Source organism: Mesorhizobium sp. WSM4836 (genome assembly GCF_055811815.1).
In genome coordinates this window covers 107,417-126,686 of record NZ_JBVVQF010000017.1, presented here as the reverse complement: position 1 = coordinate 126,686, position 19,270 = coordinate 107,417, and the positions used below count along the sequence as shown (strand labels likewise).

The 19,270-nt window shown below is 58.9% G+C and carries 11 protein-coding genes and 3 pseudogenes; 4 read left to right on the top strand and 10 right to left on the bottom strand.

The genetic code is table 11. From position 1 onward, the window contains the following. Positions 1 to 1,483 precede the first annotated feature (1,483 nt). The 8 genes and pseudogenes from AC0L2P_RS20365 to AC0L2P_RS20330 all read right to left on the bottom strand — a co-directional run bounded on the left by AC0L2P_RS20365 (position 1,484) and on the right by AC0L2P_RS20330 (position 9,677). Positions 1,484 to 1,720, bottom strand: a complete 237-nt coding sequence (locus AC0L2P_RS20365; protein ID WP_473503426.1) for an IS3 family transposase — start codon at positions 1,718 to 1,720, stop codon at positions 1,484 to 1,486. A 165-nt stretch (positions 1,721 to 1,885) separates the two neighbouring features. Next, positions 1,886 to 2,093 (bottom strand): annotated as a pseudogene (locus AC0L2P_RS20360) (IS21 family transposase); the annotation flags it as partial. Between the two features lie 195 nt (positions 2,094 to 2,288). After that, the gene (locus AC0L2P_RS20355) at positions 2,289 to 2,555 is read right to left on the bottom strand and encodes an exopolysaccharide production repressor protein (RefSeq protein WP_473503424.1); all 267 of its coding nucleotides are present in this window, start codon (positions 2,553 to 2,555) and stop codon (positions 2,289 to 2,291) included. A gap of 92 nt (positions 2,556 to 2,647) precedes the next feature. Further along, positions 2,648 to 2,932: pseudogene (locus AC0L2P_RS20350) on the bottom strand (ferredoxin family protein). Continuing rightward, positions 2,929 to 3,132 carry a CCE_0567 family metalloprotein gene (locus AC0L2P_RS20345; protein ID WP_473503422.1) on the bottom strand — a complete coding sequence of 68 codons (204 nt, stop codon included), beginning with the start codon at positions 3,130 to 3,132 and terminating at the stop codon, positions 2,929 to 2,931. Before AC0L2P_RS20345 ends, AC0L2P_RS20350 begins: the two are co-directional and overlap by 4 nt. 1,930 nt (positions 3,133 to 5,062) lie before the next feature. Further along, positions 5,063 to 7,063 (bottom strand): class I tRNA ligase family protein, encoded by a 2,001-nt coding sequence (locus AC0L2P_RS20340; protein WP_473503373.1) that lies wholly within the window; start codon positions 7,061 to 7,063, stop codon positions 5,063 to 5,065. 333 nt (positions 7,064 to 7,396) lie between these two features. Further along, entirely contained in the window at positions 7,397 to 8,176 is a 780-nt protein-coding gene (locus AC0L2P_RS20335) for a phytanoyl-CoA dioxygenase family protein (RefSeq protein ID WP_473503371.1), read from the bottom strand. Positions 8,177 to 8,372: 196 nt separating this feature from the next. Further along, the gene (locus AC0L2P_RS20330; protein WP_473503369.1) at positions 8,373 to 9,677 is read right to left on the bottom strand and encodes a lysine N(6)-hydroxylase/L-ornithine N(5)-oxygenase family protein; all 1,305 of its coding nucleotides are present in this window, start codon (positions 9,675 to 9,677) and stop codon (positions 8,373 to 8,375) included. A gap of 1,340 nt (positions 9,678 to 11,017) precedes the next feature. On the opposite strand from AC0L2P_RS20330, the gene AC0L2P_RS20325 reads away from it, so the two are divergent. Together AC0L2P_RS20325 and AC0L2P_RS20320 are read left to right on the top strand one after the other, a co-directional pair. Further along, positions 11,018 to 11,545 carry a hypothetical protein gene (locus AC0L2P_RS20325; RefSeq protein WP_473503367.1) on the top strand — a complete coding sequence of 176 codons (528 nt, stop codon included), beginning with the start codon at positions 11,018 to 11,020 and terminating at the stop codon, positions 11,543 to 11,545. A 415-nt stretch (positions 11,546 to 11,960) separates the two neighbouring features. Next, positions 11,961 to 12,974, top strand: a complete 1,014-nt coding sequence (locus AC0L2P_RS20320) for a 1-aminocyclopropane-1-carboxylate deaminase (protein WP_473503365.1) — start codon at positions 11,961 to 11,963, stop codon at positions 12,972 to 12,974. A 539-nt stretch (positions 12,975 to 13,513) separates the two neighbouring features. On the opposite strand, the gene AC0L2P_RS20315 is transcribed toward AC0L2P_RS20320, so the two are convergent. Further along, positions 13,514 to 13,852: an ArsR/SmtB family transcription factor gene (locus AC0L2P_RS20315; protein WP_473503363.1), complete on the bottom strand. Its 339-nt coding sequence runs from the start codon at positions 13,850 to 13,852 to the stop codon at positions 13,514 to 13,516. Positions 13,853 to 14,875: 1,023 nt separating this feature from the next. Here AC0L2P_RS20315 and AC0L2P_RS20310 point away from each other — a divergent pair. Continuing rightward, positions 14,876 to 15,422 (top strand): annotated as a pseudogene (locus tag AC0L2P_RS20310) (carbonic anhydrase); the annotation flags it as partial. 263 nt (positions 15,423 to 15,685) lie between these two features. Next, a complete protein-coding gene (locus AC0L2P_RS20305; protein ID WP_473503361.1) occupies positions 15,686 to 17,632 on the top strand; it encodes an acyltransferase family protein in 1,947 nt (648 codons plus the stop codon). Positions 17,633 to 18,372: 740 nt separating this feature from the next. Here the strand turns inward: AC0L2P_RS20305 and AC0L2P_RS20300 are convergent. Further along, positions 18,373 to 19,260 (bottom strand): universal stress protein, encoded by an 888-nt coding sequence (locus AC0L2P_RS20300; RefSeq protein ID WP_473503359.1) that lies wholly within the window; start codon positions 19,258 to 19,260, stop codon positions 18,373 to 18,375. Between the last annotated feature and the right edge of the window lie 10 nt (positions 19,261 to 19,270).

Here is a 19,270-nt window from a genome sequence, read left to right as displayed (position 1 = left end):
GAGCTGGGCGCTTTTGCTGCGGGGGCTGATACGTCTTGCCCACGATGGGCGGACAACAGCGCGGCGTAACCTGAGGGAACATAGGTGCCTGTTCCATATGACTGTCAGCCCCAAACGCGAGCTTCCCCGCGCAAACGGGACGACGGTGCCGCCGGCTCGGAATGCAGGCACCCTCTGAGCCAGAGAGCTGGCTAAGTGGCCTTGAAAGAACTTGAGCATTGCCCACGCATCAGGCGGCAAAATCCAATCTGTTAAATATCAGCCGTTGTGAAAGGTGTAGCCGTAAATATTATCGCGGGCGCGCCGCCGAGATGGGCGTAGACGACCCCTCGACTCCTCTGGAAAGCTCATGACCCAGGCCCGCTTGAGCATTGCGAACAGGATGCAACGGGCCAGGGGGCGGATTCAAGCGGTCGTCGCAACACCGATTGTGTTCACACACGGCAGCAACTCATCAAGCGCCTCGGCGGCGTTTTCCAGCCCAGGATCTTTCTCGGCCGGCATTGAGGGCCGCTGCCACGGCGGTGATTTCGTCGGCCGTATGGATGCTCAGGGCGGATACCTTTCCGGAAGTGCTGACGCAGCAGTCCACTGGTGGTCGTGACACCTGCATCGATGGTGAGGCGCTGGGCCATTTAGGCTCCCTGATCCTTAGGTCAGCGAACGGCGTAGCTCTTCGGGCAGGTTGATGGTGGTGCACGTAATCGCGTCACGCACTGCCTCAGCTCCGTGTCCCGCGAGCGCGGGCCCGTTTCTTCGTGCGCAGAGGGAATGATGTCTTGCTGCGTCCAGCGATGAGATGATTCGCCAACGGTCGAACCGGAGATCAAATCCTTATGGGTGATCCTTGTCACGCTCGCTCTGCGATTATGTCCCGGCACGGCTCGATCGGCCGCTTGGCGGGACGCTGACTGTATGATCTCCGTGAGACAACCTGCGTGGGCGATAAAATGTCGCCAGACGGCCAAAAAGCCATTGTCGCGTCGGCCCGCCGGCTAGCGGAGATCACGCATCGCGTGTGGCGCCGTGGCACAGAGTTTCGCCGCCTTATCGCTTCACGATGCTACTGCATCTTCCCCAACTCACGGGGCATGGCGCGTCTCAATGCAACGCGATTTTCCCGAAAACTAGCGTCAATGCGGTGCAATATTCTGTGCCAGTGGCTCTAAATCCTTCGGACATCAGCAAGCGGTGCCGCAGAAAGGACTGAGAATCTGTTGGTGCGATCAGATGCATCGGGCTATCCAGGTGGAGACTGTCGATGCTGAATCCCCTAGCAGCGTACAGATATTCTATAGGGAATTCGCCAAATCGTGACATTCTTAGTAACTAATTACGTATTAAATTTATCGATACCTATATTCATGACGATTAGATCGTTGATTACCTCTTGAGAATGGTAAATGTCCTTGAATACAAACTTAATGACATAGTCAATATAGCCGTTAACGGGGCAACCCATAGCTGGTCGACGCCTTGAGGATCATTCCCCTGGCAAGGTTCGGCACGACTTCCCAGCCATGTTCGTCGTCACAGGAACAAAGGGCCTTGCGCGCGGGCACAACAGATTATCTTCACGCATGATCCGTAGAATGCATTTGTGGGTGACTTGCCATCCCTCCCGCCGCAACAGGGCTGCGATCCGGCGGTAGCCGTAGTGCGCGTTGCCGAGAGCCATCCTCTGAATAAGATCGCGCAAACCTGTCTCGGCCGTACCCATCCGGTGAAGCTTCCGACTACCCACATCGTCGGCTTGATCCAATGGAGACGCCGAGGGCGATGTCGTGCAAGCGAGTCGATGCCGCACCAGACGACCATGTTGCCGGGAGGCGGATCATGGTTGCGGGCGAGATAGCCGCCAAGCATGGCGATTTGCAGCAGGTAAGCGGCGATTGTATTGCCGGTCCTTGCCCAAAAGACCGTCTCCACCGCCGTCTTCATGTTGTCGTAGATGCCGCGCGTGCAGGCCCCGCCGAAGAAAGCGAAGGCCCGTCGTGGGCATCGGACACCATCTCCTGCGTCTCGCGTGGATAAGCCCGCACCAACTTCATACGGTTGTGGCAGAGCCGGACATCTGCCACCTTCACACGTGTTTATGTTTCCGGCTTTCGTTCGCCTTCGAGACGAAGCAACCCGCGTGCTGTGCTGCGGTCGACTACCATTGCCCGGAGCTGCATTCCCTTTCGAACGATGAGATTGCCGTCGCCTCCGATCTATCAGGGGACCATGACCTCAATAATCAAACTTGAACAAAGTGATGATCTGAGCTCTGATCTTGTTACGGCGCCTCAAGGGACGAGCAGCGAGATGCCGAGCGTTTGATTGCGCTGGGGCCCATCTTGAGTTTCATTCCTATGCTCATCATCGTCGGGCGACTGGCACCGAACTTCCTGGGACCTATCGAAAACAGCCCCTTGCCCGGCTTCGCGAGCGCTGGACCGCCAAATCAGAAAGAGCACACTTGCGAAATAGCCCAGCTGAAGAAGTAGCGAACAGCCCAGCGTCGTGAGGACTGCTAGGCGGAACGAGTAATGCGAGGCGAAGTAAACCGTCACAGCGTTGCCGCACAGGACCAGCCCGAGGAGCCGGCAAAATGTGATGAAGCGCAATGCCGTTCTCCTGATTTGTCTCGGTTAAATCATGCAACTCATGCTGCGATCTGATCGGCCGCGACATGGGGCTGGCAGTTCTTTGGGCAGACGCGGCCCCAGGCTCCGCAACCAACGCAGCGGCCGGCATGGTCGACAACGATGATCATACGATTGAGCTCACCATCGAAGTCGTCGTCACCGCCGTCGCAGGCGCCGAGGATTTCACCCGCGTCATCTACGACGTAAAGATGCATGACCTCGTGCGAGCAGACATTGATCTATAGCGATCAGGTATTCCGGCACCCATTGGAGCCGTCGCAGCTGATGAATGTGCTCGTCATCCTAATTTCTTCATTGTAGCAAGCTCTCTCTTGGCACCATCCAGCTCGGCATAAACGGCGTGCGTTTTCTCGGCGACTTCCTCTATCTCAATCCATTTGACCGGGAGACCCTCGGCAAGGTCGCGCAAGTTCGTCTTGGCAATTGCCGCGCGCAGTTGAAGCTTTCGGACTTTCTTCGCCATCTCATCCAGGTTTGACATGATCCTTCCTCGAAAATTAGTTTCTTCACCCCCGCGCCACGTCGGGATAGGCAATGCAGTCGCATCGCCGACCAGTTTCGCGCCGGTATCCGCGAGGTTCCGGAGAGTCTCGAAGCCGAACCGGTAGACGCCTCGACAGACCGGCGAACTCGCCCGACCGTGAAAAGCACGCGCCTGCAGCACCGGTCGGTTTCATTTCTGTTGTTGACTATGTCATCACGCCTGAGCCTTCCTCGATCGCAAGCTCCACTACGGTCTACAACATGTCGAGCCTCCACAGGGCGTCCGGATCCGGATTGCCAAGGATTGGATATTCCGGCGCAGTTCCTTGGTGATGATGAAATCGGCCAGCAGCCCGGTGTCCGATTTCCCTTGGCATGAGCCGTGGGTTCTTCATTCCCACCACCTTCCTGACGTTATGCGCGAGCTGGTTCTTCTCTCAGAAATGGAACCACCAGTTAGGGGACCATCAATGTCTTGCGTGTTCTCATGCGATCCGCCCTCATTCAGTATTGCCGACCTCAAGCAGCAAACGTCGTGCCAGCGCTTTGCCCGTGCTAAAACGCATGTTCTGCCTCGAAAACCTCACCAGCCCAAGACGGCCGGTTGATTTGAACCCGACATGTCTCTGCCGCTGTCAGCTTTTGGACAGGCATCATGCGTCAGACGCTTGAGGGCGAGAACCGCCTGGCTGTCTGCCCTGCGGTAATGTTGGCGTCGGCTCATCTAGCATCATTCGGCGCCGGCGATGCGCGGGCGATCTCCACAACTGGCTCCCCGTATTCAGCGCCTGGCTGCTGGCTCATGCCTGATCCTTTCTCGGGCAGACGAGGCGCAGCGCGTCAAGTGCTTCCACCAGATCCGGCGTATGCTGTTTCGTTAGACACGGGATGCAGCTTGCCGCATGGACTTCCCATATCTTCACCTTCGTGAGAAAAGTTGGGAAGCGTTGCAGGTGCCTGTACACCAACGCAGTGCTCAGGATTTCGCGTCTGCTTCCGGGGCGAGGCGAAGCGGATGCCCCGTCGTCGCGACGGGTAAGCCCGACGATTCCGTTGAAAGGTCGTGGATCTTACCCGGCCCCATGCGGAACGTGACATCGCGCCGGACACGGGGTCACGACGTAAGTCTTTCGTTCGGTGACCTGGATCAAATGTGACTGGGTTTATCGCTTCCGCCCATGGGAGCCGCATCACTGCCACTGGGGGCGGTATTCGAGTCGCAAATCTCCATGCCCCGCAATGAAAGCGCGAAACCGGGATCGACAGCTATGGAACAGGCTCGACCGTGGAACGCCCATGGCATCCGACGATTCCAAACGCCCCGCGCTTGCCCCAGTCGTCGACGAGAGCGAGCGTGATCTGTCGCCCAGCTCCAAGCTGTCTAGAAGCGCGACCACCGCCGCATGTGATCATTGCTTGCATCGTATGATTCACCACCCGATTGGCATGTCGGCGGGCATTGCCTTCGATCCCCGCGGCGTTGAGCACCGACAACATGCAATGCTGCACCACCGTATGGTTGTTCAGCGCTGCCTCCCCTCTCCAGCCCGCAATCGAGCGACACGATCGGCTGACGTTTCAAGCGCGACCATACTAATCTGCGCGGCAGATGGCCCATCGTCCTTAGAAGCTCGATTGGGTCGAATAGGCATTCGGCCATCGGGCACTATCCAGGGCGCGCTAGGCTGACCTAGCGCCCCGAACCGATTCCGAAAAGCTGGTCAGCGCAGTGGAGCCCTCTCGGCATTTGCCGCACGAATGGCAAGCGCTGGACCGGGCGAGCGTCTCGACGATATATTGGTTAAGGCCGGCCAGTGTTTGTATCTGTGGTCTGGTAGTGGCCTTCGGCAGCCAGCGGTAGCGAGTAAAGCTTCGGCATCATCGGCTTTGACTGCCGCCAAAATCTGGTCGAAATTACGATAGGGCTATTATGCCTCTCCCTCATTCAGAACAGGAATGTCCGCTCGAGCATAGAACGCCAGCATGGGTCCGAGATCAAACGTTGTTGCGGGCGCAAGCCTCTGGACCGACCGCGGCCATGTTTCGGTTGACACGCCGCCGACGCCTCGCGCGAGTGTGCTGGCGAATCGGGGCATCAGCGGCGCGAGTGTCTGTGCCAGTATCGCGGCGGCCGTCGCCTGAAGAGCGAGCGAAGTGCGGGTGCGGGCGGGATAGAGACGTCGCGCCGCTTCATAGTCTTGCCCCTGTCGGTAAACTACACAATCGCGCACGAAATCGCACGCCTGCGCGGCCGCGCGCCGGACCGAGAAGCCATCGTCCGAATAGGCGCGTTCCATCGCCGCCCGATGGATCTCTATCCGAGCAACGAAAGCGCGATCGTCGGGAGCCCAGTCCCCTGCGTCGGGCACGCGGCCGCCAAAGTCCTGCTTGGTTTCCCGGTGCAGCGCATCAAGCCAATTCAGCCAGATCCCTCGGAACACCTCCTTCTCGGTGTGGCGTAGCGCGTCCAGAGTGAAGTTCGTCCGCTCACCTTCCGGGCGTGTCAGGCCCAAATGAAGACGGACGACATCGACTGTCTTTGGGCCCAGAACCTCTTTGCCCCAGACTGCATGGCCGCGGCTGGTCGAGAACTTCTGGCCGTCGAGCAGGTAGAACTCGTTCACATGATACCGGATACGGGGCATCCAGTGGGAGAAGACCTCGGCATAAACAGCGGGGTAGAGTAGCGCGTGGTAGAAGGAATTGTCGAAACCGAAGAAATGGACAATCTGCCAGTCATTGCTGGGCACCGCCGCATTCCAGTCGCGCCCAAGCAAGCGAGCTAGCGCCTGGATGTTGTAAAGAAATCCGAAATCCATCTCCGGCCAGACCCAGGTCACCTGCCCCGGGAGCCCTTCGGCCGGCAGGCCCCAGTCCGAGGGGTGGGTAATGGGCACCGAAAAGTCGCCGCGTTCGCGCAGACGCGCGAAGAGGTCCATGATCCGAGCGGGGGCGCCCGACGCCCTTAAATGCCGGTCAATATTGACGTAGCACCGTTCCAGCGCAAGTTCGGGACGGAGCACGGAGCCGACGACGGGCGCCTCGGCCGAGTGCCGCGACCGGGCCGTACCCAAGTCGTGGCATAGGTTCGGCGCGCCGCATTCCTCGCAGATGTTTCCGCCAGCCGAGCTGCCGCAATCGGGGCAGAGGCCGCTTACATCCGGTTCGTAAAGGTAGTCGCCTGTCACAGCATCGAAGAGCGCAGGGCTCTCGCGCAGATCGACCGCCGTGCTGCTCAGAAGACTACGAAAACACGTGGCTTGAAACTCTGCATAAGCGTCATCCCCCAACGTGGGCAGGAAGCTGTGGATCTCACAGTCGAGAAGTGCAAGCGTGGCTCTAATCTCGTCCGCGTAGTGGCGCGCCACCTTTGCGGGCGTCGATTGATCGGCATCGGCACGCGTCACAACGTAGCTCTGGTAATCGTCGCTCCCAGTCAGGTGGTACGCTTCGGCCCCTTTCATGCGCAGGAAACGCGTGTACACGTCGGCACCAAAATAAGGGCCAGAAAGATGCCCTAGATGCAGATCGCCATTGGGCGTCGGCGGCGTGGAGAAGACGAAGATCGGTCCGCGCGGAGTCGCGGTCTGTGCAGCTGTGTCGAGGGCGGCCTTGCCGTCACGCCAGTAGACATCGACGAAATTTAGGTCTTCGTCCCCATCGTTGCGCAGCACATGCGCTTCAAAAGGGTGGAACAGAACGACATCGCCGGCCTCGACTGGGATTTCCCCAAGGTCGGTCCTGACCTTGCCCGCTCCAGACAGGACCACGAAGGCCTCGATTTCGTCGTGTCGATGGGGCTCGGATGTTGCGCCCGGTGCCACCTTGCCGAAGGAAAACCCCGTGCCAGCGCTTCCCGTTCCAAGCGTTGCCATGTCGATACCGAATGCCCGCGACAGCTCCGTTCGAGAAAACGTGGATTTGCGCATGACTAACCTCAGCTGTTGAAGCAGTGGTATCTTCGGCTGCCAACGCGACAGCCTCTGCTGCAACTTGCAAAGAGAGGCCGTAGCCCGGATCCGTTGGCGGCGCCCGCCAGAACAAATCCGGCTCTAGCCCTCAGGGGGGCGAAGACGGGCGCGCCAGGAGGGCTTTAGCGGTCAGAGGAGACCGTCCCGCGACCACCTCCATGATCAACGTGCCGAAGCGTTGTAACGGGCTGCGGCGAAACTCCAGTAGCCCACAAATCAGAACGCCATGCTCCCCGCATTTTTGGAGCGGTCGATCAGTTTCGTGTGCATGCCTCGCTTGGCTGCGTGAGCTCAATCGCGATAGAAAATGCCGTTTGGCGGCTTGAGATTGTCTAGATCGGCCACTTTGCCCTCTGGCGGATTAAGGACGCGCTTACGCACATTATATTCAGCGCGGGTCGGTCCACCGGTTGAAGCACGCTGGAAGACCAAGTAGAGCGTCCGCCGCGAACGGTTGCTTTTATTTGGCTCCGAGTAATGCGGTGCGTAATCGTCGAAGATGAAGATGTCGCCAGCCTTCCATACTACGGGTTCCCAGGAGAATGTTTCGGCGACCTCAGGATCAATCACCCCACCGGCATCCATGGGAAATATCCCCTTCTTGTGGTTGCCGGGGCTGAAGAAAAGCCCGCCGTTGCCCGGGTCGGAGTCGTCGATGCCTATGGCAACGACCGCATGGACCATCCGGTCGGGGAGTCTGTGTGGAATGTGATAAATGTCCTGATGCGGGCGATAGCCGCCGCTGTCGGGATAGTGGAAAATCAGCAACTCCTTGAGCCTGCGCCCATCTTCGCCAAGCAAGTCCTCGACCGCAGACTCTATGCGCTGATCCTCCAGGAGCAAACCTCTCAATCGATCATGGAAATCGAGAAAATTCTCGACCTTGGAGGTGATCTTGCGATTGTCCGACGTCTTCTCGAACCACATGAGCCATTTATCATCGCTGACTTCCCATTGTGATACGTCTTCAACAAAGCTTGAAATACGTTCCAGAGCCGCGGGATCAAAGAATCTTTCGACTCTGACATATCCGTCTTTCTGCCACTTTTGTCTTTGTGCATCAGTCAGCATGCGGAAGGCTCCTGCTGGAAAGACTGGTTGGTCGAACATTCCGGTGGCAGTCGACGCTGGTCAGGTTGTGGGTCGACGGAAACAGTACTCCACGGCATACGGGACGACGCTAAGTGCGTCTCGCTCTCCAGCCTCTGCTGCAGTGAAGGCGGGATCATTCCTTGGATGCCACCGCCAATGATCAGTAGTCGGCCGGTCATATCCCGCTGCCCATTTCTTCTGCGGCGGTGTGGGACCAGCTCTCGACAGAGGTAGGGCTGATGAAGCCAGGAGGCTCAGAGTTGGTGCGCGGCGCGCGCCTCAGAAGGCTGTCGAGGATGCGACGCGCTCGCCAGGCCAGCAGGCTTAGATTCGGATCAGCCAGCCCACGCTGTCCCAGGCTCGCGTTCTGTACGAAGATGCGTCGGTCACGCGGTCCGCCCCAGCACACCGAAAAATCTTCGCGAATAGCCAATTCGTTGCCGATCTTTTCCAGCCGGTCGGCGATCGGTTCCAAGAAGCCTGGCACCGCGTTCTCGTAACCGGTGGCCAGGATGACGATGTCGGCCGTGACTTCTTCGACCTCCTCCATGCCGTGCTGCAGGGTGAGTCTGTGGCCCGCGCCGGCGTTGATGCAGCGAGAGACAGTGCAAGCCGGCCGCAGTGTGATTTCGCATCGGTTTGGCTCTAGAAACGCGTGGCGGTATAGCGCCTGATAGATCGCGCGCAACGTGCTTTCTGAAATGCCGTCCGAAGCAAGCACGAAGCGCCGCACGAACAGCTTGCGCTGCAACTCGCTCATTGCCGCGAAACGATCCGAAAAGCACGGCATGAACAACTCGTTTGTGAACGGGCTGTTGTCGATGGGCAGGAAGTTTTCGCGCTGCGAAACCCAAGTGATCGATCCAGGCCGCCGTTCTTTCGTCCGGCCAACAAGGTGCAACAGCACCTCGGCTCCGGATTGTCCTCCGCCGACCACACAGACATGCTTTTTGTGCGCCTCAGGGTGGATGTGCAGGAATTCAGATGAGTGGAACAGGTTGCGTCCAGTCCAGCCCTGAAACTGAGGCGGAATATGCGCCTGTTTGCCAATGCCGACCACGACGTTTCTGGCGCCGAGAACTGCGTTATCGGTTCGAACCCGAAACTCGCCGTCAAACCGGATTTCGCGCACCGTCTCGCCGCCGCGGACAAGCGGGTTCCTGCGGAAGGCCCAGTTCAGGTATTGGCCGAACTCAGCTCTGAGCACAGCCTCGAACTGTGCATTCAGGAAGTGGTACAGACGCCCGTTCTCGTGCAGGTAGTTTATGAAAGTGTAGGCTGATCGCGGATTCACCAGCGTCATGAGATCCTTGAAGTGGCTGACCTGGAGCTCCGAGGAATCAAATGCGCTGCCCGGGTGCCAGCGGAAGTCGACTTGCCGATCCAAAAACAGCGCCCCTTGCCCAACCCGCTCGTGTATCTGACACGCAAGGCTCAAATTGGACGGCCCAGCACCAACTCCAATGCAAGAGAGCTCCACTTGTCTTGCTCCTACAGGTGCTTCCCAATCAGGCGACGTTCGCGGCGAATATCGGCCACTGCGCTTACGGGCATTCTCGACCTCGGCTCCGCTGGACTTGCCAGGGTTTGTCCCCACTTCGTGTGGTCGGCTGTGAAACCCATGGATCCCAGCATAGTGATGAGATCGACACTCATGCCGGCGACCTGTGGCGCGTGGGCAGGATCGACGTATCTCCGCCCGCTTCGATGGTCGCAGCCCGGTCAGCGAGATGCTTTCCAATCTTGTTCCGTATTTTAATCGGGCGCAGCCGCCGGCCTCCAACACGATGCGCCGACCTTTGACGGGCTTGGGGTTCAGCGGGGGCGCGGTCTCGAAGCCGGCGACAGCATTTTTCGGTGAGCCTGACCATAGGAGTACATCCGTTTGGCTTATCTCCTGCATCCAACGTGCCAGAAGGAAATATAATCAAAACAACTAGGAGCAGGTTTGTGATCCTGTCGGGTATCCGACGTTGGAGGGGGAAACCTTGCACGGGCGATTTGCACGCCGCCCTCCTCTTGCCGGCAGGCTGATAGGGTAGCTCCGCACCCGGAAAATACTCTTAGGTAGGGCAAGGCTTGTTCGCTGAGCCTGATCATGGGAGACATCAGCTGATGTGTTCGGAAGGTCCTCTCCATCGAACATGGCCAGAAGGAAACTATGATCAACACAAGGGGGGCAGGCATATGATCCTGTCGGGTGTCCGACATGGGAGGGAAACCTTGCGGCACTCGCGGATTTGCAATTCATCGTCCTTCGGCACAGCGCGAGCTCTACCAGGTCGGGCGCTTTTCAGACGGGGCGTCGCGCGGAAATCCGATAGTGCCCGTCGGTCATGCGATCGCGGATCTCTCCCTATCGTCTGATTTGCACAGCATTCTTACAGCGCATTGCGCTCGCATCAGTCGCTGCTAACGGCGCGCGAGCTTCGTAACCGCCGAGCTACACCACATGATGGAAACGACTTGGTCGCCGCTTCTCGCGGTCCGCCAGAGTGTATCTCTCGCAAACAGGGAACTCCCTTCCCCACAAGCTGGCAGTCCTGCGCACCGCAGCGCAGCTGCTTGATCGTTCTTCGGTCACAAGAACGGTCATCGGCAACATCCTCGTCCAGCGGTTTTGCGTGTCTAATGTTCAGACGATTTCGCTATCAGTGGGGGGCCGCCGTAGTCCCGTCCGCCACTGCTAGGCAGAAAGGCGAAGTGCACGTGAAAATATCCATCCTGTAAATACCTGCATAACAGCAATCGATTACCGCAATGACTCGACGAGCGATATAGGAGGCGCTTCGTCGCGGGGTGGGATGGGGAGAGGTTGCGATGAAAAAGCTCATCCTGCTGCTAAAACAGTTTCTTAGGGGTCAAGCAGATATCCAAATACTTGAGAACGAGCGCCACGACGTGAGCTTGGGTCCTAATGGCATCGACCGGATCGCCACTTGTCCAAGCGACAACCAATCTTTGGCCCGTGAGGGCGATCACCGATCCAGCGGCGAGGCAGGGGACGAACTCTCCGGTGACGATGGCCGCGACATACCGGGTATCTTTCGGGAGGACAATAACAAGCTCTGCGGATCCGGCGAAGATGCCCTCTACGCTGGGCACAGCAAGGATTATCTGACCCCGGGCGTTGAATCACGATTAGCCGATCCGATGTGCGGCTTCGACCCAAGGTTGGGGTGGAAGCCCCACATCATCACTCTGGTCGATATTGAACGTGATACCTTCATCTTTCATACGGTCGGGTACTATAAGGACGGTTTTGGCGCGAACTCCGTCGACTACGTCAGCGTATTGTCCGGCTGCCCGCCGAGCTGGTTTTACAACGGTAAGGCTTCTTTGAACTAATTAGCAGATCGCAAGATGACAGGAATGAATGCTTAGATGTGCGTCAGCGCATCCATGTGGGGCGGTACATCGCTGCTCCGTTGATGCGCAGTGACAGGATCAGAACTCAGATTCATCAGAACTCGCAGCCGCGCCACTTTGACCAAGCAGGGATATCGAGCTCACCGTCCAAGATGCGCTTGAACTGAGCCCAGGCGCATCCCTGGACGGTCCAATGGCGGGGCGGTGCAACCGAGGGCAGGTACATAGGAGCCGTCGCAGACGGCCGGCACGCCGGTTGCATGTCGATTGAATGAGACTCTGGCAGCGACGACGATGCTCTTCTGCAACGTCTTCGAACGCAGCTTGGATTGAAAGACGCCCGTGACCGAGGCCAGAGCTGGTTCAGGCTGAATCACCTTTTCCCGGAGAAAGCATGCTGAAAAAGTTCGAACGCTACCCGCTCACCTTTGGTCCAACCGCCATTGAGAAGCTTGACCGCCTCGGCAGGCATCTGGGCGGCAAGGTGGAAATCTTCGCCAAACGCGAAGACTGCAACTCTGGTCTGGCGTTGGGCGGCAACAAGCTGCGCAAGCTCGAATACATCGTTCCCGACGCGATCGCGTCGGATGCCGATACGCTCGTCACCGTCGGCGGGGTACAGTCCAACCATACGCGGATGGTCGCCGCCGTTGCAGCCAAGATCGGCATGAAATGTCTCCTGGTTCAGGAGAGCTGGGTTCTACATGAGGATGCCGTCTACGACCGGGTCGGCAACATTCTCTTGAGCCGCATCATGGGCGCGGAGGTGCGTCTGGTCGACGATGGCTTTGACATCGGCATCCGCCACAGTTGGGAAAAAGCGCTCTATGATGTCAAGGCAAGGGGCGGCAGACCCTATGCGATACCTGCCGGGGCCTCGGTCCACAAATACGGTGGCCTTGGATATGTGGGGTTTGCCGAGGAGGTGCGCGCCCAGGAGAAACAGCTTGGGTTTACCTTCGACTACATTGTCGTTTGCACTGTGACCGGTTCAACGCATGCCGGCATGCTCGTCGGATTCGCCGAGGACGGCCGACAGCGCAACGTGATCGGTATCGATGCCTCTGCTACCCCGGCCAAGACCAAGGCGCAGGTGCTAAGCATTGCCCGACGTACAGCGACCCTCGTCGAGCTCGGATCGGAACTTGCCGAGGATGACGTGGTGTTGCTCGAGGACTACGCGTACCCGCGCTATGGCATTCCATCCGAGGAAACCAAGGAGGCGATCCGTCTGTGCGCGCGGCTCGAGGGCATGATTACGGATCCCGTCTACGAGGGCAAATCAATGCAAGGGATGATAGACCTCGTCCAAAAAGGCTTCTTTCCAGAGGGCTCGAGGATCCTCTACGCGCATCTCGGCGGCGCGCCGGCGCTCAACGGTTATGGCTACACCTTTCGCAACGGCTGACGCTCGACAGTTTCGCCACTGTGGTGCCGGCGATGCTCAAGTTCGTCGAGTCATTTAGCCGGCTCTCTGGCTCAGAGGGTGCCAGCATTCTGAGGCGGCCGCGTGGCCGTCTCGCGTATGCGGAGGCAGCTCGCCGCTCCGGCTGGGCTCATCGCGGAGAGCTGTCAACTATGATCCCTCAGGTATGCCGCGCTCTTGGGTCGGAACTGAGCGCCCATGGGCCTTCGACCCAACGCCTGGAAGATGCGTGGGCAAGAGATTGTAGTATCAGCCCGCGCAGCAGAAGCCTGCGCTCGGTTGTGACGCGATCGACCTCGTCACCGGTGGCAATACCCGATGACGTCATTGCCTCAGCATTGCCGAGAACGTAAGCGTCGGAACCTGCTTGACGTCCCCTTGTCTGCCGTATGGCTGCGTCAGTGCTGAGTCGACATCCACGTATCGACGCTTTCAAGCGGGCGGACAAGCCTGCGCCCAAAACCCCTGCACACCCTCGCTCAAGCCCCAGGGCAGGCTTTTGGGCGACATGCATTCACCCCTTAAGTGCCGGAGCGACGCGGACAGTCTACTATCTGCGATAGCTCAGCTTCGCCGAAAATCCCGTCCAGAGTGTTGAGGAGTTCGCGCACGGCATCGGATTTGCAGGAATAGTAGATCGTCTGCCGGTCGCGCCGGGTCTGGACGAGATCGAGCGCCCGTAGTTTGGCTAGATAGTGTGACAGGGCGGATTGCCTGAGCAGACTCTTCTCGGCGAGAGCGCCGACCGACATTTCACCGTCGGCCAGATAGTTCATGATCAACAGTCGTTTCTCGTCGCCCATCAGTGTCAGAAACGCGGCCGCTGATTCGGCATTGGCGATTAGCTTTTTCGAGACCATTGATCCCCCTACCCTCTTGGTCATCCGGCGCTATGGGGCAATCGTGTCTAATCCCATAGGCACTCGCGAAGTGCGCTGGGTGTTTCAACGCTGCCGGGAATGTTTTCGACCACGATGTCCGCCGTTAAGGCCTTCGCCTCCGGCCAAGACGGCCGACGCACCACTGCGCGCGCCAATCAAGCCGGCGTGGCTGAAGACCGCATGCTTGCCCTATAGCGAAATTGTTGTGTTCACGTTAATCGAGCGGGATTCCGTAAGCGCGAATCGGCCTCGACGTTAGCCGAGCTCATCCAAGTGGTGTTTGGCTTCAACCGTGCTTGATGGCCGCCTGAGAGGTGTCGCCAATCGGCAATTCAGCTCGGTCGGATTGCAATAGCGCTTGTCTATCCGGATCCGCGCCTGGTTACTCCCGCGTTCGCGGCTACGTCGTCAATGCCTCCCCTTTTCAGACGATCTCCTTCCCGACGCCTGAAGGCAACCTCGACAAAGCTGCGGACCGAATGCGTCTTGCCGGTCGCGAGCACAAAGTCGTGAGGCGCGTCATGGTGCAGGATGGGCCAGGAAAGCGAGCGATTAAATTTGTGTACCAGAGACATCAGAACTGGGAGGACTCCGCTCCACCCTTCCGCCTTACGCATGACTGGAAAGATTTCCGGTGGGCGTCGCCTCCCGAGCAACACTTTTTCAGGTTCGTTATTCTCCGTAAAATCGATTGTTTCGATGAGCGCATCTACGGTATGAATGCGGGACGTCGAAGCCGATTTAAGAACCGAACCCAGACCCCATACAAATCGCGCAACACGCCTGCACCCGACCCCCAACCTGCTTAAGAGTAACTGGACGGCCGGCGATGCGATCGCCCCATCGGAATTGCCCGACGAGGCAGGGGCGAGATGAGCTGATTGTCCGGAAGAGATCAGGTCGGGCTTGAGAGGTTGCTGGCCTGGGTAGCTGCTGCTCCGGGTGGTCTATTCGGCAGCGTGCTCGTTCTGATCTGGCGGTCCAGCTGCGCTTGTCGAGTTCGTCTGCTCGGGGGGCACGCAGCAATCGCCGATCGATATCAAGGGCGCGGTCAAAGCGGATATTCCGCACATTGCCATAGGTTGGCACAAGGGTGGCGGCAGGATGGTGAGCAACGGCCACACCATCCAGATCAACCTGCCGCAAGGCAGCACCCTCACCCGCGGGGATCGTGTCTACGAACTGGTACAGTTCCATTTCCATGCGCCGAGCGAGCACCACGCCGCAGGCAAGAGCTTCCCGATGGAAGCGCATTTTATCCATAAGGACCGCGCAACAGCGATACTGTGGGTGTGCTGGGCGTGTTTCTGACGCCAGGCGCGACAAATGCCAGCTTTGCCAGGCTTGCTGCAGCATTAGGCGGGGACACAGCGGTCGACGAGGTCGACCCCAACGGGCTTTTACCGGCCTCACTTGGCTACTGGACATATGAGGGATCATTGACGACGCCGCCAAGCAACCGAAAGGTGGAGTGGATGGTGGCGACGGAACCTGTTGAGGTCGATCCAGCAGAAATCGGCGATTGACCTCACTCTATCCCTTGAACGCGGCCTATCCGCCGCACCACTTCGCACCCAACACCCAGCGGTGGCCGGGGACAAGATGCGTTTGCCCTCCAGCGAAACCACTATCTGTCAGTTTGATCGAGCGTGATTCCGCGTTGCGCGATTTTGCATGGGCCTGGTTCGGTTCCTAATCGCATTTGATGGTCCGCATTCATACCGTAGATCACTTCATCGAAACGATCGATTTTACGAAGAGTAACGAACATGAAAAAGCGTTGCTCAGGACGTTTTGAGGACGATCAGCGGCATGAAGTACAGAGCGGACATCAGCGGTCTACGGGCCGTCGCCGTTGTTCCTGTTGTCCTGTACCATGCTGGCTTTTCAGCCGTCAGCGGCGGGTTCGTTGGGGTCGACATCTTCTTTGTGATCTCCGGCTTCCTGATAACGTCCGACATCATCGAGCGGACAGAGAGAGGCGAATTCTCGCTGCTGGACTTCTATCACCGCCGCGTTCGACGGATTTTCCCCGCCCTGTTCGCGATGCTCGCCGCCTGTTTTGCGATGGCGTGGTTTGTGTTGCCGCCGGGAGAGTTCATTGGGTTCGGCCACAGCGCCATCGCCGCCGCGATTTCCTCCAGCAACTTCTTTTTTTACCGCAACACCAACTATTTCACTGAAGCCGCGAACTCGCTCCCGCTCCTGCACACATGGTCGCTAGCCGTCGAGGAGCAGTTTTACTTGCTGTGGCCTTTGGCAGTCATACTCATGATGCGATGGCTGAGACCGTGGGCGTCAATCATCGTCGCAGCGCTATTCGTCATCTCCATCTACGCCGCTCAGCACTGGCTCCAGAGCGACCCGCCCTTTGTATTCTACATGCTTCCGACGCGCGCTTGGGAACTGCTCGCGGGCGGGCTGATCGCGCTGCCTGTGGCTAAGGCAATGAAGCCAAACCAAACGATTGCGGAACTCCTCGCTGCCTCGGGTCTGGCGCTCATCACCGCTTCACTTTTCCTGATCGATCAAGATACGCCATTTCCTTGCCTCCACGCGCTTGCTCCCTGCATTGGAGCGGCGCTCATCATCGCCGCCGGCTTCCACCGCGAAACAATGGTCTCAAAAGCGCTGTCGATCGGCCCTGCCGGCTTCATCGGCCTGACTTCCTACTCGCTCTACCTCTGGCACTGGCCGTTGCTGGTCTTTGCTGGCATCTATCAAAATCGCGAATTGCTCGTCTCTGAACGTGTCGCTGTCGTAATGGCCGGGCTGCTCGTCTCAGCGCTCTCATGGCGCTTTGTCGAGCGCCCGTTCCGCCGGAGAGCTACAGGTTGGACGTGGCTGGTACCGACCGCCGGCGCAACGGCTGCGGTGTGCTGTCTGTCCCTTGCTATCATCAACAGCTCCGGCTTCCCCAGTCGGGGCCCTGATGGCGGCCCGTCTGTTCAAGCACTTAGAGCGGAAAGGGCCAAGTTCGAAGCATCTTCCTGCCTCGAGCGTGGCGGGCTCATCCCCAAAACGGGCGAATGCCTCCTCGGCTCCGGCAATATCGCTCCGACGATCGTTTTGTGGGGCGATTCTCAGGCTGCCCATCTTGCCCCTTCTTTAAGCGAGGCCGCCCGGACCACAGGCGTGCGCCTCAGACAGATTACAAAAGCGGGGTGCGCTCCTTTCCCCAACATGACGATGCTTCCCGCCAGTCCATTGACAGCGGATTGCCCGGCCTTCAATTCCTCCGCGCTCCAATCGGTGCTTGCCGATCGCAACGTCACACTCGTGATCCTGGCAGGCCGCTGGAACACCTACTCGGGGCGTGGAGGCGGCTTCCTTTCGAAGGATGGAAGCTGGCCTTCGCAGGAGGCTTCCAAAGCGAACTTCACGTCCGCCATTAAAGAGACCGCGGCCGCACTGGCGACCCGTGGCATCAAGACCGCCGTGGTTGGACCAGCCCCAGAACCGCCCACCGATGTGCTGACTTGCCTTATCCGTGCGGACTTCATGAATGGCGATGCGCCGTGCTCCACCATGCCGGCCGAGAGATCTTGGCAGAACAATCAAATCCTCGCGGATCTGCTGCCACGAACCGTACAATTCGTCCCCATAGTCCCAGCGTTGTGTGGGCAGGAAAAGTGCCCGCTGAAATCAGGTGAAGACGTCTTCTATCTTGACGCGATCCACCTTTCGCGAGCGAGCCGGCATATCCTCGCCCCCATTTTCGCTAAGGTCATCTCTTCGCCAGCCATGGATCTGGACTAAGGCAGGCTTCTCCGGGGGGAAGGATCGCGCGCATGGCCGCGGTGCAGCGCGGGCTAACCCTCAGCAAGGACTGCAGCGAAGTATCCGTCATGGTATCTCCCGTCAGTGCTCAATTCTGCAGCCACGACCTTGAGCCTAATTGATTGGGGTCCAACCGGCAGAGTTATGCGGCTCGACAGCACCGTCATCGCCGCACCCATCCATGCCCAATTACCAGCAGCATTCTGTGGACGCAGGGCGGTATGGTTCGGCCTTCCCGTGCGCGCGCAGAAAGTGGGCGCGGACGACAATGCCGCCCCAACGGGTCGAGTCCACCTTCAGCTGCTCGAACTCACCCGCATTGAGCTATGTGGAGCACGCAGCGGCGGTATTGCCCCTGACAACTGGGCCAGCCGGTGGAACAGCGGCAGGGGATGGTCCGCCACGGCGGGTGCTGGCCGGCGGCAACGGCTCCGAACTCGGGCTGCCGCGCTGACACGCCTCTCTTTCTCGACTTGCGCCAACCTACGAAGCCGTGCTTTGATCGCGTCGAGCAGCGTCCCTGCGGGCCCTTGATCTCCGCCGAATCTCCCGCGAGCAGAACCCCAGCACTGAAGAAGTGGGGGCATAGTCCCGGCCGCGCCGCGTGCAGATTGGCTCCGAGGAGCTTTGCGCCGTCGCGATGTTTCTCCCAAAGGCATCAGAATAGGTCCACCCAGGGAGTAGAGCTTCGAACAGCATGAGTGAAACTCCGGAACGAGTCAGCGCGCCAAAAACAGCGGCAATGTCGGCTTCTCAAAGATCCATCTCGTCACGCCGCCAAAGAGCCGCTCACGCAGCCCACGGCTGCCATAAGCGCCCATGACTATCATATCGGCAGACGTGTCGATTGCGTGCTGCGCAAGCACAGTGGCCGCCGATTTGCCGGCACTTGGCAGGAGGTCAACCGACACCCGAGCACCGTGCCGAGTGAGATAGGCAGCGATGTCGGCTCCAGGCTCCGCACCGTTCCCATTGTAGTTCGCCTTCGGATCGACCAGGGCGACACGAACTTCCTCCGCAACGCATAGGAGACCCAGCGCTTCCCGAACCGCACGGGACGCCTCGACTCGCGAATCCCAACCGACCAGGACGCGCCGTGGCCATAGGCTCGCCTCAGAGCCCTTCGGCACAACGAGCACCGGCCTTCCCGTATCGAACAAGCAGCCGTTGACAACAGGAGGTCCGAGATTCTCGTCGTTGAGGAGCCCCGGTCCGATGATCGTGAGGTCGGCGCAGAGCGCCCGCTGTCGTGCCAATTCACCGAGGCTGGCCGGATCGCAACAGTCGGTGTCAACGTCATAGGCGAGCGACATAGATTCCAGCAGTTTCTGGATGTCTTTGGAGCGTTTTTCCAGTCTGGCCACGTCCTGTGTAAATCGATCGATTTGCCGAAACCGGTCGTTCAACCTGGCAATTGCCTGTCCACGTCCTATCGGCCACTCGGGAACACCATCTCCGATCGACGGATGCGACATGAGGAGCACCGGAGGCGGTATAATCAGTACGGAAAGGTGCGCGCCAACTTCGGCACACAAGCCGGCGGCAGTTCTGACGTCCTGATCGGAATTTTCAGCGCCGGTCACACAGAGTACGCTTTTAAAAGCCATTTGCCTGCTT